Source organism: Shewanella sp. 5_MG-2023, assembly GCF_030547465.1.
In the GTDB taxonomy this organism is placed as follows: domain Bacteria; phylum Pseudomonadota; class Gammaproteobacteria; order Enterobacterales; family Shewanellaceae; genus Shewanella.
In genome coordinates this window covers 1-17,683 of sequence record NZ_JAUORC010000005.1, presented here as the reverse complement: position 1 = coordinate 17,683, position 17,683 = coordinate 1, and the positions used below count along the sequence as shown (strand labels likewise).

The 17,683-nt window shown below is 42.1% G+C and carries 18 protein-coding genes; 9 read left to right on the top strand and 9 right to left on the bottom strand.

What is annotated here, in order from left to right; all coding sequences use genetic code 11:
- The first annotated feature begins 254 nt into the window (after nt 1–254).
- The 5 genes from Q4557_RS03755 to Q4557_RS03735 all read left to right on the top strand — a co-directional run bounded on the left by Q4557_RS03755 (nt 255) and on the right by Q4557_RS03735 (nt 5,284).
- Entirely contained in the window at nt 255–1,757 is a 1,503-nt protein-coding gene (locus Q4557_RS03755) for a pepsin-like aspartic protease (protein ID WP_303410775.1), read from the top strand.
- Nucleotides 1,754–2,320, top strand: a complete 567-nt coding sequence (locus Q4557_RS03750) for a GNAT family N-acetyltransferase (RefSeq protein ID WP_303410773.1) — start codon at nt 1,754–1,756, stop codon at nt 2,318–2,320. The genes Q4557_RS03755 and Q4557_RS03750 overlap by 4 nt, the downstream gene beginning before the upstream one ends.
- A 68-nt stretch (nt 2,321–2,388) precedes the next feature.
- Nucleotides 2,389–3,189, top strand: coding sequence for an SAM-dependent methyltransferase (locus tag Q4557_RS03745; protein ID WP_303410771.1), 801 nt, complete (start codon nt 2,389–2,391; stop codon nt 3,187–3,189).
- A 48-nt stretch (nt 3,190–3,237) separates the two neighbouring features.
- Nucleotides 3,238–3,516: a hypothetical protein gene (locus Q4557_RS03740; RefSeq protein WP_102476969.1), complete on the top strand. Its 279-nt coding sequence runs from the start codon at nt 3,238–3,240 to the stop codon at nt 3,514–3,516.
- A 46-nt stretch (nt 3,517–3,562) separates the two neighbouring features.
- Nucleotides 3,563–5,284, top strand: a complete 1,722-nt coding sequence (locus Q4557_RS03735; protein ID WP_303410769.1) for a GGDEF domain-containing protein — start codon at nt 3,563–3,565, stop codon at nt 5,282–5,284.
- A 145-nt stretch (nt 5,285–5,429) separates the two neighbouring features.
- Here Q4557_RS03735 and xthA read toward each other — a convergent pair whose 3' ends face one another.
- From xthA to Q4557_RS03690, 9 genes are all read right to left on the bottom strand, one after another.
- Nucleotides 5,430–6,239: an exodeoxyribonuclease III gene (gene xthA, locus Q4557_RS03730; protein ID WP_303410767.1), complete on the bottom strand. Its 810-nt coding sequence runs from the start codon at nt 6,237–6,239 to the stop codon at nt 5,430–5,432.
- Nucleotides 6,239–6,538: a YciI family protein gene (locus tag Q4557_RS03725; RefSeq protein WP_102437429.1), complete on the bottom strand. Its 300-nt coding sequence runs from the start codon at nt 6,536–6,538 to the stop codon at nt 6,239–6,241. The genes xthA and Q4557_RS03725 overlap by 1 nt, the downstream gene beginning before the upstream one ends.
- 18 nt (nt 6,539–6,556) lie before the next feature.
- The gene (locus tag Q4557_RS03720) at nt 6,557–7,102 is read right to left on the bottom strand and encodes a septation protein A (RefSeq protein ID WP_076537104.1); all 546 of its coding nucleotides are present in this window, start codon (nt 7,100–7,102) and stop codon (nt 6,557–6,559) included.
- Between the two features lie 295 nt (nt 7,103–7,397).
- Nucleotides 7,398–8,228 carry a tryptophan synthase subunit alpha gene (gene trpA / locus Q4557_RS03715; RefSeq protein ID WP_198590468.1) on the bottom strand — a complete coding sequence of 277 codons (831 nt, stop codon included), beginning with the start codon at nt 8,226–8,228 and terminating at the stop codon, nt 7,398–7,400.
- Between the two features lie 4 nt (nt 8,229–8,232).
- Nucleotides 8,233–9,438 (bottom strand): tryptophan synthase subunit beta, encoded by a 1,206-nt coding sequence (trpB, locus tag Q4557_RS03710; protein ID WP_303410764.1) that lies wholly within the window; start codon nt 9,436–9,438, stop codon nt 8,233–8,235.
- Nucleotides 9,439–9,511: 73 nt separating this feature from the next.
- Nucleotides 9,512–10,963, bottom strand: coding sequence for a bifunctional indole-3-glycerol-phosphate synthase TrpC/phosphoribosylanthranilate isomerase TrpF (gene trpCF, locus Q4557_RS03705; RefSeq protein WP_102519773.1), 1,452 nt, complete (start codon nt 10,961–10,963; stop codon nt 9,512–9,514).
- The gene (trpD, locus tag Q4557_RS03700) at nt 10,963–12,003 is read right to left on the bottom strand and encodes an anthranilate phosphoribosyltransferase (protein ID WP_102437425.1); all 1,041 of its coding nucleotides are present in this window, start codon (nt 12,001–12,003) and stop codon (nt 10,963–10,965) included. Before trpD ends, trpCF begins: the two co-directional genes overlap by 1 nt.
- Entirely contained in the window at nt 12,003–12,638 is a 636-nt protein-coding gene (locus tag Q4557_RS03695; RefSeq protein WP_102437589.1) for an aminodeoxychorismate/anthranilate synthase component II, read from the bottom strand. Before Q4557_RS03695 ends, trpD begins: the two co-directional genes overlap by 1 nt.
- A gap of 38 nt (nt 12,639–12,676) precedes the next feature.
- A complete protein-coding gene (locus tag Q4557_RS03690; protein WP_303410757.1) occupies nt 12,677–14,227 on the bottom strand; it encodes an anthranilate synthase component 1 in 1,551 nt (516 codons plus the stop codon).
- A gap of 475 nt (nt 14,228–14,702) precedes the next feature.
- Between Q4557_RS03690 and Q4557_RS03685 the strand changes: the two genes are divergently transcribed.
- The 4 genes from Q4557_RS03685 to scpB form a co-directional block, all read left to right on the top strand.
- Nucleotides 14,703–15,563 (top strand): PHP domain-containing protein, encoded by an 861-nt coding sequence (locus Q4557_RS03685; protein ID WP_102437423.1) that lies wholly within the window; start codon nt 14,703–14,705, stop codon nt 15,561–15,563.
- On the top strand, nt 15,560–16,180 hold the full coding sequence (locus tag Q4557_RS03680) for an L-threonylcarbamoyladenylate synthase (RefSeq protein ID WP_076537094.1): 621 nt from the start codon (nt 15,560–15,562) through the stop codon (nt 16,178–16,180). The genes Q4557_RS03685 and Q4557_RS03680 overlap by 4 nt, the downstream gene beginning before the upstream one ends.
- 241 nt (nt 16,181–16,421) lie before the next feature.
- Nucleotides 16,422–17,210 carry a ScpA family protein gene (locus Q4557_RS03675; protein WP_076537092.1) on the top strand — a complete coding sequence of 263 codons (789 nt, stop codon included), beginning with the start codon at nt 16,422–16,424 and terminating at the stop codon, nt 17,208–17,210.
- Between the two features lie 33 nt (nt 17,211–17,243).
- On the top strand, nt 17,244–17,683 hold a 440-nt coding region (scpB, locus tag Q4557_RS03670; protein WP_303410749.1), incomplete at its 3' end, for an SMC-Scp complex subunit ScpB.

The window sequence follows — 17,683 nt, the reverse complement described above, 5'->3', positions numbered from 1 at the left end:
TTGGGCGTTTTTTTGTAAGTATTTTTAATAATAAAGTATAAATAACACTGAAATTTGCAAGACCAGCACAGGCTTTACTGAAGTGAGCACATATTCGATTTAGAAGGTCAACAGTGACGCTTTTTGTAAAAAGGGGCCATGCTAATGTTTTGGCTAAGAGTTAATTAAAACAAGTAAGGTAATTTTATTTAATATAAGCTAAAGCTAAATTATCGATTTTAAAAGTAAATCTCAACAGCACAGGACTGCGACACATGACAGCAACACATCCATTGGCCTTACCTCTCATCAATATTTATGCAAAAGGCGGTTACACAGTAAAGTTACATATTGGCAGTCAACAAACGGAAGTGAACTTAATTGTTGATTCTGGTAGTAGCACATTAGTTGTCGGTCAAGTCGCTTATCACCCCGAAGATGATACAGATTTAACGGCCACCAGTTTTGCTCAGGAAGTGACTTACGGTATCGGTGGTTGGGACGGGCCTGTCATAAATACGAATGTCACCATAGGCAATGATACATTTTCATTTACTTTGAATCCGTGTCCTGTAGCAGTGGTGTCTTCGCTGGCACAACGCAAAACATTTGGCGAAGCCAATGGTATTTTAGGCCTAGCTTACTATCAACTGAATTCAAGCTATGACCTGCATGATTATTTAGTTGAACGTAATGTTTCCCCGCCAGTTACCTATCCTTGGCCATTTTCAGAAGAGGATTCGGTTTGCCCAAATGATACTCATCACCACACTGATGAACATCAGCACTTTAGTAGCAATGATTTAACCCGCTTTAAGGCTTTTTTAAAAACTCAGCCAGAGCAGGATATTTTGCCGTATTTTACCCAGTTAGAAACTCAAGGATTATGTGCAAACAAGTTCGCTTTTTACTCTCAGCGATCCAGTGTGCATGTGGCAAGTGCAACGCCATCAAAAGCATCACTTGCTGCAGATCCTTTAAATCAGGGCTGGTTAATTCTTGGTGGTGGCAAAGAGCAAACACACTTATATCAAGGTCAATTCAAGCACATAAAGGTTGAACATAACGTACACTACAATGTCACCTTAGTTGGGATTAAAGTGGGTGACTTTGCGCAAATTAATGCCGCCGATCTTAAACCTGAATTTGCCTACTACTTAACCAATGCAATTATCGATACCGGCACTAGCGGTATCATGTTAACCGATGTGTTATTCGAGGGGTTAAAGCAGAACTTACACACACTGACTCAAACTGTAGCGGCGTCCAAACCAAACAAACACACTGGCATTCCACAGGATTTTTTAAGCTTAATTGCGCCTTTTACTGACCTTGCAGCACAAGAAGTGGGAATTGATGCCGAATTACTGGATTTAACGCAGTGGCCAGATATTGAGTTTATTTTTGCGGGTCATTCTGAGTGTGATGGTCATGGCGGTGCGCCAGCTTCTCATACTCACTCTCAAACTCAAACTCATACTCAAACCAATAGTCACCAACCAGAACCCATCACATTAACTTGCAAGCCCCATGATTACTGGCAACTTAATAGTCCTTTACAAGGTAAAGCGTGTTTCAAAATTATTGGCAAGTTACCTCAGTGGGGTAATCAGTCATTAATTGGCTTACCGCTACTCAACAATTACTACGTTATTTTTGATCGGGAGGAGCATAAAACTGGAGTGATTCGTTTTGCAGAGCAAGTACCCTTTGAATCAAAACTGGTGCAAGGGGCAGCCAAACATCAGCTATCAGTATCAACGGGTGCGGTTAAATGAATTACAGCTTTAACACTCAACGTCTGTCGATGCGATTAATACAGCAAGGTGATTTTGACATATTTGTGCAGCTTTATTCCGACCCTAAGACAATGCGAAAAATATGCGCCCCTTTTGAGCCGAAGCAAATCAAACAATTTTTCGAAACTGCCATTCAAAATAACCTTACCCCAACAAAAAAATACTGGGTTTGGATCATCGAACACAATAACCAAGCAATCGGTTTACAAAGTTTATTTGCACAACAAAATCAATCGAACCGCGCAGATATAGGCATTATGTTACTAAGACAATATAACGGTAAGTTACTTGCTGAAGAGGCGACTATCGGCTTAATTAGTTTTGGTTTTAGCACTGTTAAATTCGAACGAATTTACGCTCAATATGACAGCACCAATTATGCAACCCATAGGATTACCCAAAAGTTGGGGTTTATTAACGAACAGCCAGAAGCTGATATCACTGGTAAAAAAAGCACTAAAGGTAAACCTGAACACATCAGTAGTTATGTCACCGGAGAAACTTGGCAAAAATCACTGCCAAATCATATTAATACCTGTTAAATTGTTACCATCAAGGTAACATTGAAGCAACATTAGCTGTAATTATTAAGGCGTGAGAATACACTCCAATGAATGGATCTTTAGTTTGCGTAGGGTTAGGAATGACGCTAGGGGCGCATATTTGCCCTATTAGCAAGAGCCATATTGATAAAGCCGACGTGGTATTTTCTGGTGTCTCTAACGGTATTGTCGAGTTATGGCTTAAAGAAATGCACCCCGATGTCCGAAGCCTGCAAGTCTTCTACGATAAAGGAAAGTCTCGCCACATTACCTATAAACAAATGGTTGATGCCATGCTCGAACAAGTCAGAGCGGGTAAAAAAGTCGTTGGCGCTTTTTACGGCCACCCAGGCGTATTCGCTCAAGCTCCCCATGTCGCTATCGAACAGGCAAAACAAGAGGGGTTTGCTGCCAAGATGATCCCCGGTATTTCTGCTGAAGACTGTTTATACGCTGATTTAGGCATCGACCCTGGTCGCGTTGGTTGCCAACATTTTGAAGCAAGTCAATTTATGTTCTATCAACGCAAAATTGATGCATCTGCTTACCTCGTATTATGGCAGGTGGGCGTTGCTGGGGATAAGTCATTAGAGCGACTTGAGACAGGGCAAGCCCATAAGCAACTGCTAGTTGAGCTGTTACTTGAAACATACCCTGCAGACCATTCGGTCATATTGTATGAAGCGGCAGTGTTACCGATTGATAAGGTTCGCCAACAGCATATCCCAGTTAACGAACTAGCCCAAGTTGCTATCCATCAACATACCACATTGGTGATCCCACCTTCAGAAAGTATGAAAGTTAATACCAAATTACAAACTCGACTGCTTGAGCTTGAAGCTCAATTAAGTCACCACCAAGCAAGTTAATTTGTAAATATAAGCTGGATTTACAAGACATCATTTTAAGGAGAAAACATGTCAAACATTATTCAATTACTCGAGCGTATGGGCCAAGATGCGGACTTACAAAATCCACTTTCATTAGCGGATGCGATTTCAACATCCAATTTAACTCCTGAGTTAAAACAGGCATTATCAAGTAATGACATCACTAGCTTAGAAAAGCAGCTTGATATTTGCCCTGATATTGTTTGCATGATGCTTCCTGCAGAAGGTGAAAAACCAGCAGAGGATGAAAAACCTGCTGATGAAAGCCAGCCTGAAGATAAAGATAACGACCCCTCAAATACTTAACTATTTACATAGATAACTGGCGAAAATAAAAATGGATCTAAAGTTGATGAAAAAGTTTGTTTTTATTTTCGCACTATTTATTTCAACATCGCTAAACGCAAATTACATCGATGATTTGTTAGTTAAGGCTGATAATCTTCGTAGTAGCCACCCAGAAACGTTTCAGACAATATTATCAGAACTAGAACAAGCACAGCTGTCTCAGCAACAACAAGGGCATTACCACTACCTGCTGGCTTATCAAAAATCATTTAAAGGTGACTTTAAAGGCGCGATAGCGCTCTATACCGATATTGTTGATAACGATCAAACATCCACGTCGATTAGATTTCGGGCAACGATATCACTGGTTAACATCTATGCTATATCGAAAGATTGGAATCAAGGCCTAAAGCATCTGCTCATTAGCCAAAGCTTATTGCCCGATATTGTAGATAACGAAAATAAACAACGTGGATTACTCATCAATGCCATTTTTTATAATCAAATTGGTCAATATGAGCTAGGTGAAGAATATGCCAGTAAGCTATCTGATTACGTCACAAAAGGCCGTAATCACTGCATGGCGGCGCAGCTTTCATTAGAAGCCAAGTCTAAGCTCAATTTACTTGACTACGACAGTCCACTTTTTAATGATGGCATTGAGTCTTGCGAGCAGGCCCAAGAGCCTGTAGTGCTGAGTGGGATTTATACCTCTAAGGCTTCATTATTAATTAAGCAAAATTATCATCAGAAAGCGTTAGTGCTATTGCTAAAACACCAATCGATGATTGAGCAAACCCAATACACCCCAATATTATCCTATTACCATGGATTGCTTGCTCAAGCCTATTTCGACTTAGGTGAAAACCAGCAGGCTAAAAAAATGGCTTTAAAGACATTAACTTATACTGAAACTTTAGGCAGTTCAGAACCAGAAGTGATTGCTAATAAAATATTGTATAGCCTTGCTGAACAAGCGAATAACCCCATTGGGGCGCTTAAATATTATCAACAATTTGCCGAAGCGGATAAGGCTTACTTGAATGATATAAAAGCCAAACACTTAGCTTATCAACTCGCAAAACATCGAGCTGCTGAGCAACAAAATAATATTGAGTTTTTACGCCAACAAAACAATTTATTATTGCTAAAACAAAAGATTGATACCGTTGAATCAGAAAATAACCGTTTATTTATCGCACTGCTCATTTTGTGTGTCACCGTATTACTAGGGATGATTTTCAGAACCAAATCGACGCAAAAGAAACTGCGTCATCTAGCGCAAAATGATGCTCTAACCGGATTGTTTAATCGTCGCTATTTCACTCAACGTGCCACTATTGCGATTGCCAGATGTAATAACCTCAAGCAGTCAGGCAGCTGTATATTGTTTGACTTAGATAGGTTCAAAAACATCAATGACAGTTATGGCCATAAAACAGGGGACTGGGTATTAAAAATGGTCGCTTCAGAGTGCAAAGAAATAGTCCGTAATAAAGATATTTTTGCCCGTGTTGGCGGTGAAGAGTTTTGTTTGTTTTTGCCCAACTGCAGCATAAGCGATGCATTAGTCATAGCTGAAACCTACCGAGCCAAACTTAATGCAATCATCACTGATGAAACAGGGTTTAATTTTGAGATAAGTGGCAGCTTTGGGGTGAGTGACTTCAGCACTTCTGGTACATCATTAGATAAACTGATTGCTGATGCTGACCATGCCATGTATCAAGCTAAGAAATCTGGCCGAAACAAAGTTTGTGCATCAACTGAAACTTATGCTGATTAATCTAGGCATCAATAAAGCCACCTTGTTCATTTAAAGCGAGGCAGTTATCAAAAAGCCTAACTACTATATACTCAAGGTGTAGTTAGGCTTTTTAGGACAAGACATAGGAATGCCAACCTTAAGGTTTTACATTCGCATCAGAAAACTAGTCTGAAAAAGTACTCCAAATCGGGGCGTGATCTGATGGTTTTTCAATAGCGCGTAAATCGTAATCTACGTCTGATTCAGTCAGCCTTGGCAACATAGGTTTGGTCACCATCACCACATCAATACGTAAACCGCGGTTATCGACAAAGCCCTTACTGCGATAATCAAACCAAGAATAACGCTCAGTGCGATCTGGGTGTAATTCACGGAAACTATCAACAAAGCCCCAGTCTTTTAATGTCGCTAACCATTCACGTTCTTCAGGTTGAAAACTGCACTTACCGCTTTTAAGCCAACGCTTGGCGTTCACTTCACCAATACCAATATCTAAATCAATCGGTGAAATATTAATGTCGCCAATAATAGCGATATCTTCATCAGGGGTATGGTTGTCAGCTAAATGCTGCATTAAGTCTTGATAGAACTTACGTTTAGCGGGGTATTTAGTCTCATGGCTGATGTTTTCCCCTTGTGGGAAATAACCATTCATCACAGTAAGAATACGGCCATTAGCTTGAGTAAACTTACCCATAATCATCCGGCGCTGTGCATCTTCTGCATCGCCACTAAAGCCTTTAATGACTTCAACAGGTTCAGCTTTTGACAGCATAGCCACACCGTAATGCGCTTTACCACCGTGATAATGTACGTGATAACCCATGGCTTCAACGTCAGCGACTGGAAATGCTTCATCGTGGACTTTGGTTTCTTGCAGGCCAATAACATCAGGCTGGTGGCTGTCGATTAACGCTTGCAGCTGATGCAAACGTGCTCGAATACCGTTGATGTTAAATGAGACGATTTTCATTACACAAGTACTCTTTTAAATGGCTTAACGATAACTTTTTCATAAACGCCCGCTGCAATATACGGGTCTTCATCTGCCCAAGCTTGTGCAGCGACTAATGACTCAAAATCAGCAACTACTAACGAACCGGTAAAGCCTGCTTCACCAGGATTTTCGTTATCAATAGCAGGATGAGGGCCTGCAACAAGCAAACGACCTTCGCCAGCCAATGCTTCTAGGCGCGCTAAATGAGCAGGGCGGACAGCCATGCGCTTTTCTAAACTGTTTTCAACATCTTGTGACGAAATCATGTACCACATAAGTAAGTTTCCTTAAGTTTATTTTGCTTGTTCAGACTCATCATGTTCCATATGTTTATACAGATACACAACGGTAATAACAGTATTGACCAGTGTTAATGCACTTAAGCCAAAGACTTTAAAGTTGACCCAGGTTTCTAGCGGCAAACTGAAGGCAACATAGATATTAGCCAAACCACAGGCAACAAAGAAGGTAACCCAATACCAAGTGACGTTGGCCCAAATGTTATCAGCACACTTCATTTCTTTGCCAAGCATGCTTTTTAAAATTGGCTTGCCAATTAACTGGCTGACAAGTAATGCGATGGCGAAGAAGGCATAGACTATGGTGACTTTCCATTTAATGAATGCGTCATCATGGAACACTAAGGTTAAGGTGCCGAAAAAGGTCACCATGGCAAAGGTGATTAAATGCATTTTTTCGACTTGTTTATAGAGCAAATAAGTCACGATAAGCTGCACGGCTGTGGCAGCAATTAGCGCACCTGTTGCAGTATAAATATCATAAAATTTATAGACGGTAAAAAAGATAACCAATGGCAGAAAATCAAGCAGTTGTTTCATTAGATGCAATAACCTAAAAGTAAGTGTTAGCAGTCCGTTTGCTAAAGGAAAATAATGGCTCAAAGTGTAGCAGTTACCGCAGCTGATCTGAAGTTGATTCGCCGTCGTTCGGCTGAACTTGGGGAAATTTTGATAAGTTTTTATTGATCGTTGAGGATCGGTATTGGCGCTGTGTATGTTTGGCCCCATTAATATAAAAAAATGCCGCAATCCTATTGGATTACGGCATATTTAGTTTCAATGTTTTGCTTTAATTAACGTCAGCTTATGTCCGTTGACTTGTAAGCTTACTCAATTAGCCCTTATGCGTCGCCGCTTTCATATTACGGGTAAATTCAGCTAACTGTTGTAGCAATGCCGCTTCATCGTGCTGGTTTCGCTCAATGATTTTCACTACAGCAGAACCTGAAATTGCGCCAGCAGCGCCAGCGTTAATAGCTTCACTGACTTGGCTTGGCTCAGCAATACCAAAACCTAATAATGGTGGCGGTGCATTATATTCAGCCAGTTTAGCGAGTATTTGATCAATGGGCTGGCCAGCTTTTGACTCTGTTCCTGTTACCCCAGCACGAGATAACAAATAGGTATAGCCTTGACCTTCAACGCTGACCATTTTTAAGGTGTCGCTATCAGCATTAGGCGGGGCGATAAAAATTGGCGAGATCCCGTGTTTTTTAGCAGCTTCACTAAAGGGAGCTGACTCTTCAACGGGCACGTCCGCAATTAGCACAGAATCAACACCGGCTTGTTGCACTTTGCTATAAAACGCATCAATGCCATTAGTAAACACAAGGTTTGCGTATAACAATAAGCCAATAGGCATATCTGGGTATAACTCACGCACTTGGGTGAGCAGCGCAAAGCAATCAGCCACTGTGGTGCCAGAGTCTAGGGCACGTAAGTTTGCGCCTTGGATCACAGGGCCATCTGCTAATGGATCTGAAAACGGAAAGCCTAACTCTAATGCGTCAGCGCCGTTATCCACTAGGGTTTTAATGATGTTAAGTGATACTTCAACCGATGGATCGCCTAAGGTCACAAAAGGCACAAAAGCGCCTTGTTTTTTAGCGGCTAATTCAGCGAAAGCAGCTTGATAACGATTGGTATTATTTACAGACATGTTGATTTCCTTATTTCGTAGCATCAGCTGAAGCACGTTGTTCTAGAATGTCAGAGACGGTGAAAATATCTTTATCACCACGGCCCGAAAGGTTAACCACTAAAATGGTTTCTTTGGTTGCCTCTTTTGCTAATCGTACGGCATAAGCGATCGCGTGAGCTGACTCTAATGCTGGGATAATCCCTTCAGTGCGAGCCAATAACTGGAAACACTCTAAGGCTTCATCATCGGTTGCTGACTCATATCGAGCGCGGCCAATTGAATTTAAATAAGCATGCTGTGGACCAACAGATGGGAAATCAAGACCTGCTGACACTGAGTATGATTCTTCAATTTGGCCATCGCTATTTTGCATTAGCGGCGCTTTCATTCCAAAGAAAATACCAGTTTTACCGTGCTTTAACGGCGCGCCGTGCATTGGGGTATCAATGCCTTTACCTGCCGGCTCAACGCCAATAAGCTCAACGTCTTTTTCATCAATAAAGTCAGCGAACATGCCAATGGCGTTTGAACCTCCACCGACACAGGCAATCACGGCATCTGGTAAACGGCCTTCTTTTTTAAGAATTTGCTGTTTAGTTTCTTCACCAATCATGCGCTGAAATTCACGTACAATTGTCGGAAATGGATGCGGCCCAGCAGCTGTGCCTAATAAGTAATGTGCTTTGTCATAACTTGCAGACCAGTCACGCATGGCTTCATTACAAGCATCTTTAAGGGTACCTGAGCCTGAGGTGACAGGGATAACTTCTGCGCCCATTAACTTCATTCTAAATACGTTAGGTGATTGACGCTCAACGTCTTTAGCGCCCATGTAAACTTTACATTTAAGCCCTAATAACGCACAGGCTAATGCCGATGCAACGCCATGTTGGCCTGCTCCGGTTTCTGCAATAATTTCTTTTTTACCCATACGTTTTGCCAGTAATGCCTGACCTAATACTTGGTTAGTTTTATGGGCGCCGCCGTGGAGTAAGTCTTCACGCTTTAGGTAAATTTTTACCATTGGGTTAGGGCTTAAATTACGGGTTAATGTCAGCGCAGTTGGGCGGCCAGCATAGTTTTTCAGTAAATCAGTAAACTCTTTTTGAAACTCAGGATCTTCTTGAGCATCAACAAAGGCAGTTTCTAGTTGCTTAAGAGCAGGGACTAGAATTTGTGGCACATACATGCCGCCATATTCACCAAAATAAGGGTCTAACTTAAGCTTTGTCATGGGTATTCCTTAATGATTCTGTTTAATTTTGTTGTTTAGCAGGCGCTTTGCCATTCAGTCTTGCCTAATGGCACTAATTCTTTCTAATGGCGTTAAAGGCTAAATTAATTTTGTGTGCATCTTTAATTCCGGGCGCAGATTCAACCCCTGAATTAACATCTAAGCCATAAAAGCCTTGCTGGTTGGCTTCAAATATATTTTCGGGTGTCAGCCCACCTGCAAGCATGGCGTTATCTCGTTCAGTCGCTGTTATAACTGATGAATCGAGTAACCCTTGCCAGTTAAATGTCTCGCCGGTGCCGCCAAATCCAGCACTATTTTTACTATCGAATAAGTATCGGCCACAGCCTTGTGCTTTATCGCCAACGGTATTGGTGCTGCTTTCTACGCTCACCGCTTTCCAAATTTGGCAATCAAGCTTGGCGCTTGCGAGTAATTGTTTTAGCTCGCTTATGTCGGCGCTGGTTTCATTACCGTGTAATTGCACTACCTTTAAACCAACAGCCTTGACGGTTGCAACGATTTCAGCATTGGCTTGATTGACAAATACGCCGACAAAATGAAGTCCAATGCCTGCTTGCTGGCTTTGGTTAACAAGGTCTGCCGCGTGTTCAACGCTGACATGACGTGGCGATTTTGAATGAAAGATTAATCCGCCAAATACCGCGCCCGCTTGAGCTACCACGCTAATGTCTTCAAAACGGGTTAAACCACACACCTTATTATTGCCAAAAATGAGCTGACGACAGGCTAAATCAATATCATCTTGGGCCATAATTGAACTGCCAACAAGGTAGCCATCAACCAGTGGATTTAATCGCTTAACTTGTTGGTTGGTGTAAATGCCAGACTCACTAATAATAACTCGGTCAGCTGGAATTTGCGGCGCTAAGGCTTCTGTCATGGCAAGGTCGGTACTTAAGTCACGCAAGTTACGGTTATTAATACCGATAATAGCGGCATTAAGTTCAATTGCTCGGTCTAACTCTTGTTGATTACTGACTTCAGTTAAGGCATCTAAATTGTATTTTGCGGCTTCAGCGGCTAAAAGCTTGTATTGCTCATCATCAAGTACTGACAACATTAATAGCACTGCATCGGCGCCTTGATGAGCCGCAAGCTTGATTTGGTATGGGTCAACAAAGAAGTCTTTGCATAAAATAGGTTGGCTAACGCGAGCGCGTACTAACGGAATATAGTCGATATCGCCTTGGAAAAACTGCTCATCGGTTAATACTGAAATACCGGCGGCATATTTGACGTAAATGTCGGCAATGGCTTCAACATCAAACACAGGGCGAATGAGGCCTTTAGAAGGGCTGGCTTTTTTACATTCAAAAATATAACCGGCATTGGGTGCCTTAAGCGCATCAAACAAACTACGGTCTGAAATTTTTGGCTGTAAGCTGGCTTCAGGGTAGCGCAATTTTAATGAGGCAATATGCGCTACTTTGGTATCAACAATCTTGGTTAATACGTTTGATTCTTTATCCGCTGTATTAGCGCCAGAGTTAGTGGTAGTCATTATTTCGCATCCTCTTGTTGGCTTGCTGCAGCGAGTTGGGTTAATACTTCATAAGCTTTACCACTGTTGATGGTTTCAAGTGCTAACGCTGTGCCTTGCTGTACCGTGTCACACACACCGCTGACATAAAGCGCACAGCCGGCATTAATGGCGACAGCGTCACGATGAGCAGGTTGGCCTTCACCTTTTAAAATTGCTTGGGTGATAAGGGCATTGTCACTTGGCTCACCACCTTCTAGTGCTTTAATTTCTGCAGGCTCAACACCTAAGTCTTGTGGGGTTAATTTATAAAAACGAATTTTGCCATCATTAAGCTCAGCTACTTGGGTTTCGCCATGTAACGCAACTTCATCTAAACCGCTGCCATACACCACCATTGCACGTTTCACGCCTAAGGCATTAAGCACATTGACAATCGGCGCGATTAGTTTCGGTGAATACACCCCAAGTAACATGGCTTCAGGTTTTGCTGGATTAATCAGCGGGCCTAGAATATTAAAAATGGTGCGAGTTTTAAGGGCTTGCCTTACAGGCACAGCATGTCTTACACCGGCATGGTAATGGGGCGCAAACAAGAAACATAAACCAAAATCATCAACACATTTACTGGCAGATTCAGGGCTCATGGTTAAGGCTATGCCGCAGTGCGATAGCACATCAGATGCGCCCGATTTACTCGATACGCCGCGATTACCATGTTTAGTGACTTTTGCTCCTGCAGCTGCAGCAACAAAAGACGCGGTAGTAGAGATATTAATGGTGTTATGGCCATCGCCACCTGTGCCAACAATATCGACTACGCCTTGGCTTAACGACGATGCGCTTCGTGGGAAAGGTTTAGCCGCTCGACGCAGCGCATCTGCAGCACCTGTTATTTCATCAATGGTTTCGCCGCGCATTTTTAGCGCCACTAACATGCCCGCCATGGCGACGGGATCCATTTCGCCAGCAACAATAGCACTAAATAATTGCGCACTTTGGCCGCGAGTAAGGGCATTACCTTGGTATAGCGAGTCTAAAAGTGGTTGTAGCTCAGCCATTACAGGGCTCCTTTAACTGGTGAATCAACACTAGCTGACGTATCAACATCTGCAGATGTTTGAGTTAGGTAGGTAAGCGTTTGCGTTAATAAGGTGCTGCCTAAAGTGGTTAATATTGATTCTGGGTGAAATTGAAAACCCACCACTTTATCTTGAGGATGCAAAATTGCCATTGGCATATCATCTGTACTGGCAATGACCTCTAAACATGCCGGCACTTGAGTGGCGACTAAGCTGTGATAACGGGCAACGGGCAGAGGTGAAGGCAGGTTAGCAAATACACCTTCGCCATTATGAATGGTTGGACTGGCTTTACCATGAACGACAAAAGGAGCGCGTTCGACTTTACCGCCGTAATGCTCAACCATGGCTTGATGACCTAGACAAATTCCCAACATAGGGACTTTACCCGCCACTTTTGCAATAAGCTCCATCATGCAGCCTGCTTCGTGAGGCGCACCGGGGCCGGGAGATAATACTAATGCGGCTTTACCGTTTTCGCTTATTAGCTTTTCTGCTAAATAATCAGCACTGACATCATTACGATAAATCATCACTTCAAAGCCTAAGCAGCGGAATTGATCCACCAAGTTATAGGTAAATGAGTCGAAGTTATCGAGTAAATATAATTTCATATTATTGTCTTGCGTGGCAGTTGTGTTTAAAAGAGTGCTCATAGTCCGCCTCCCATTTTAATTGCTGAAATAACGGCTTGTGCTTTTTGACGGGTTTCGTTGGCTTCAGCTTGGGGATCGGAGTCAAACACCACACCCGCACCAGCTTGAATATGGGCAACATCATGTTTAACAAAGGCTGAGCGGATCACAATACAGGTATCCATATCACCTAAACCATTAAGGTAACCGACAGCGCCGCCATAACTGCCACGACGAGCTTGTTCAGCTTGTCTAACTAACTGTGAAGCACGAACTTTAGGCGCGCCAACTAAGGTGCCCATATTCATACTTGCTTGGTAGGCATGTAGCGCGTCTAAATCTTCGCGTAATTGACCTGTCACCCGACTCACCAAATGCATCACGTGAGAGTAGCGGTCAACTTTTAATAACTCGGCCACTTTACGACTGCCGCTTTGACTAATACGAGCAATATCGTTACGGGCCAAATCCACTAACATTAAGTGCTCAGAGAGCTCTTTTTTATCAAGGCGCAGTTCAAGTTCAATACGGCTATCTAAATCAAAATCAATCTGGCCATCGGCAGTTTTACCCCGTTGGCGGGTACCCGCAATAGGGTAGATTTCAACTTGATTGGTGGCGGCTTCATATTTAAGGGCACTTTCAGGTGATGCGCCAAATAAAGTGAAATCAGGACCACGAAAGTAAAACATGTATGGACTTGGGTTAGTCAGTCTTAATGCGCGGTATGCACCTAGAGTATTAGGGCAAGGCAAGCTAAAGCTACGTGAGGGGACAACCTGGAAAATATCGCCAGCAACAATGTGCTCTTTTAAATCAACCACGGTTTGTTTAAAGGCTTCATCGCTGATATTGACTTGAGTCGGGGCATCAATACTGACCAATGGCGCAACTGCTGCCAATGTTTGGCAATTGGCTTTAAGCTGAGTAACTCGCTCAAGCAGTGACGAGGCTTGAGCTGCACTGTCGAAAAATTGATGAGTAATAATGTCGGCTTGCTGGGTTTGGTGGTCAACCAAGATTAAGGTTTCAGCTAAATAAAATAAGTAATCAGGGCAATCGTTGTCGGCATTAGGAACATCAGGTAGCGGCTCTACCGTATCAATCAAGTCATAGGCCAACACACCGCCTAAAAATAAGTCCTCAAAAGTATCACTTTGATCAGTTTGTATGTGCTGGACAAACATTCTTAAACCATCAAGGGGTGAGGTGGACTTTAAGCGGGCATCTTCATCTTGTAGCTCTTTGGCTTTAGCAAGATGAATGGTAATAACATTATCTTGGCGTTGTTGCTCACTGGATTGGAAAAAGTTACTGATTGGCGTAAGTAAGCTGGCGCCGTTATCAGTTAATGCAGTAAAGGTGAGCTGGTAACCATCACAGCGGACCATCATGGCTGCATGGGTCAATACAATACTTTTAAGATGATCTTTGCTTTCTATTTCTGCTGACTCTAACAACATAGTATGCGGCGCATTAGCAGTAATATGCTGATAAAGACTAAGCGGGTCAGCGTGATATGCTAAGGTCTGCTTTTGGGTTACCACATGGGTAAATTGATGTTCCATAATGCTTATTGCGCCTCGCTTATAGTGTGCTTTTTCATACTCTGTTCTCTTCATTTTAGCTTGGATTGCGTTAGTTTTATTGGAGAGTGCAAGCCGTAAATAGCAAAAAAGCCCACATCTCTGCGGGCTTTTTAGTAAAATCTTGTGTTATTTAAATAACCACAACGCTTCACACCACCCGTTAATTTGGGAAGTGCCACCACCAACTGATGTTTAACGCGTTAAAGTTTGTCATTTAAAAAGGTTCTCTTTATGTCATTTGCAGGTCATTTCACTGCGAAGTCATTTATAATGGGTTTTATATTCTGTAACTAGCTATAGAAGACCTTAGCTGGCTTATAAAGTCAATTGAATATTTCTCAAATTTATTATTTTTTTACAACTAGCGACTAAAGCAGTAGCAATTTGATGTATATGTAGCAAATAAACGCTAGATGGCTAAGCATTCTAACAAAGTTTAAAGTACAATAACCTAATGATAACAGACTCCCTATTGGCCGATCTTCACAGCCACACGACCGCATCTGACGGCGTACTCACTCCAGCTGAACTTGTTGAACGTGCCATTGATAAAGGCGTGCAAATGCTCGCTATTACTGATCATGACACCGTTGCTGGATTGGCTGAAGCGCATCAATACAATAACCAACATTCCACGCCATTAAAACTGATTAATGGCGTTGAAATTTCAACTCGTTGGAATAACTTTGATATTCATATTGTCGGTTTAAATTTGGATATTACCGATGCTGCGCTACTTGCGTTTTTAACAAACCAACGTGAATTACGTGAGCAACGGGCTAAAGACATTGGTATTCGTTTAGCTAAGGCGGGTATTGAAGGTGCGTATGAAGGCGCACAAAAATTTGCAGCAGGCGCAGCTATCAGTCGAGGCCATTATGCGCGCTGGTTAGCTGAAAAAGGCTATGCCAAAGATATGCCGAGTGTTTTTAAACGGTATTTAGCCCGCAATAAAACCGGTTATGTTCCCAATAATTGGGGCGATATGGCCAGCGCGATTAATATTATTCACCGTAGTGGTGGCGTTGCGGTATTAGCTCACCCAAGCGGGTATAAGCTATCTGCTAAATGGCTTAAAAAATTAGTCCGTGAATATAAAGAAGCGGGCGGTGATGCGATGGAAGTCGTATTAGGACAACAAAGTATTGATGATAGAGCCAACTTGGTCGCATTAAGTCATTTGAATAACCTAATGGGGTCAATTGGCAGTGATTTTCATTTTCCAAGTAATTGGATTGAGTTGGGTAAAAATTTATTCCAACCTGCTGGAATACAGTGGGTGTGGCAAGCAGAATCTTGGACGGAGCGAACATGAGCCAATTTTTTTATATACATGATGAAAACCCGCAGGCGAGATTAATTAGCCAAGCGGTTAATATTTTAAAACAAGGTGGGGTGATTGTTTATCCTACCGATTCAGGTTATGCACTGGGCTGCATGATCGGTGAAAAAGATGCCATGACCCGTATGGCGCGCATTCGTAAGATTGATAACGACAATAATTTTTCGTTAATGTGTCGCGATTTATCAGAATTAGCCAATTTCGCTCGAGTGGATAATCAAGCTTACCGCTTATTGAAAAGCTGCACACCTGGGCCTTATACCTTCATCTTTAAAGCCAGTAAAGAAGTGCCGCGTCGACTACAATGTGACAAGAAAAAGACCATTGGTATTCGTGTGCCAAACAATTTAATTGCACTGGCATTATTGGAAGCGTTAGAAGCGCCAATTATGTCTACCAGTTTAGTGATGCCAGATGCAGAATTTGCTGAGTCTGATCCTGAGCATATTCGAGATATTTTAGAGCACAATGTCGATGCTATTATTCATGGTGGTTACCTTGCTGAAAATCAAACCACGGTTATAGATATGTCTGAAGGCGATATCGATATAATTCGTCAAGGCGCCGGCGATACCAGTATTTTTGAATAACCCTTGCAACGGTTGAATGCACAAGTTTGATTGATAGTGGTTTCAACCACAGTCAATAGTGCGTATAATCGCGCGTTTGGTAATTTCTCGCTAAAATTAGATGCAGATATTTTCTGAATACTTAGTTGATATAAGTTTAATCTTTGTGAAATACAACAGATATAGCCAAACAGTAGTAATGTAGTTTAATAAGTTATTTGACTTAGAAAGCTGATTTTAATCATTAAATTAAGGGACGACAATGCAAGGTATCCAGAAAAGTTTACCTTTAGCGGTTGTTCGAGGCGAAGCGTTTGACGCAATGCCTAATGATTTATTCATTCCTCCTGAAGCCCTTGAGGTGTTTTTAGAAACATTCGAAGGCCCGCTAGATTTATTGTTGTACTTAATTCGTAAGCAAAAACTCGACGTTGTTGACTTACCAATAGAAAAAATCACCAGCCAATATTTAGCTTATATTGAAATTTTAACCGAAGCGCGAATAGAGCTTGCCGCTGATTATTTAGTCATGGCAGCCACATTAGCCGAGATAAAATCACGACTACTGTTGCCTAAAATGGCAACCGAAGAAGACGATGATGAAGATCCTCGGGTAGTGTTGATTCGTCAATTGAAAGCTTATGAAGTTATCAAACAGGCATCAGCTGATTTAGATGAACTTCCGAGGCTAGAGCGAGATGTATTTTTAGCGAAAGCGACACTCTCGCCCAATGTAAAACCAATGGTGATGCCACCTGAAGTGTCTTTAGTTGATATTGCTCAAGCATTTTCAGAGGTACTCAAAAGAATTGATGCCAACGAACATCACCATGTAAAACGCGAGCTATTATCGACCCGTGAACGCATGAGTCAGATATTAGCTTTACTATCGACCGAGCATTATGTGCCATTTACTGATTTATTTGACATTAGTGAAGGCCGAGCTGGCGTGGTAGTGAGCTTTTTAGCTTTAATGGAACTGGTTAAAGAGCTATTGGTTGATTTGGTTCAAAACGAGCCGTTAACCCCCATTTATGTCAAAGCGTTTTAAGCTGCATTGCACAAGATACGATAAAGGATGACCATGCAAATAAACATGATTCAATTAAAACAATTAATCGAAGCCAGTTTATTTGTGTTGGGTAAACCACTAACCGTAAAAGCATTAAAAGACACAGTATTAGTGAAATTTGATGTCTCTCGAGCACGCATTAAAGAATGCCTCGATGAATTACAACAAGATTATCAAGAGCGTGGGGTACAACTGGTCGAAGTGGCTGGTGGTTATCGCTTTCAAACCCAAGAGCTGTTAAGTGAATTCTTACAACCATTGTGGCAAGAGAAATCCCCTAAATATTCACGTGCGACCTTAGAAACCTTAGCAGTAATTGCATACAGGCAACCAGTTACTCGCGGTGATATTGAATATGTAAGAGGTGTGGCCGTCAGCAGCCACATAATAAAGAGTTTAGCTGATAGACACTGGGTAAAAACAGTGGGTCATAAAGAAGTGCCTGGGCGACC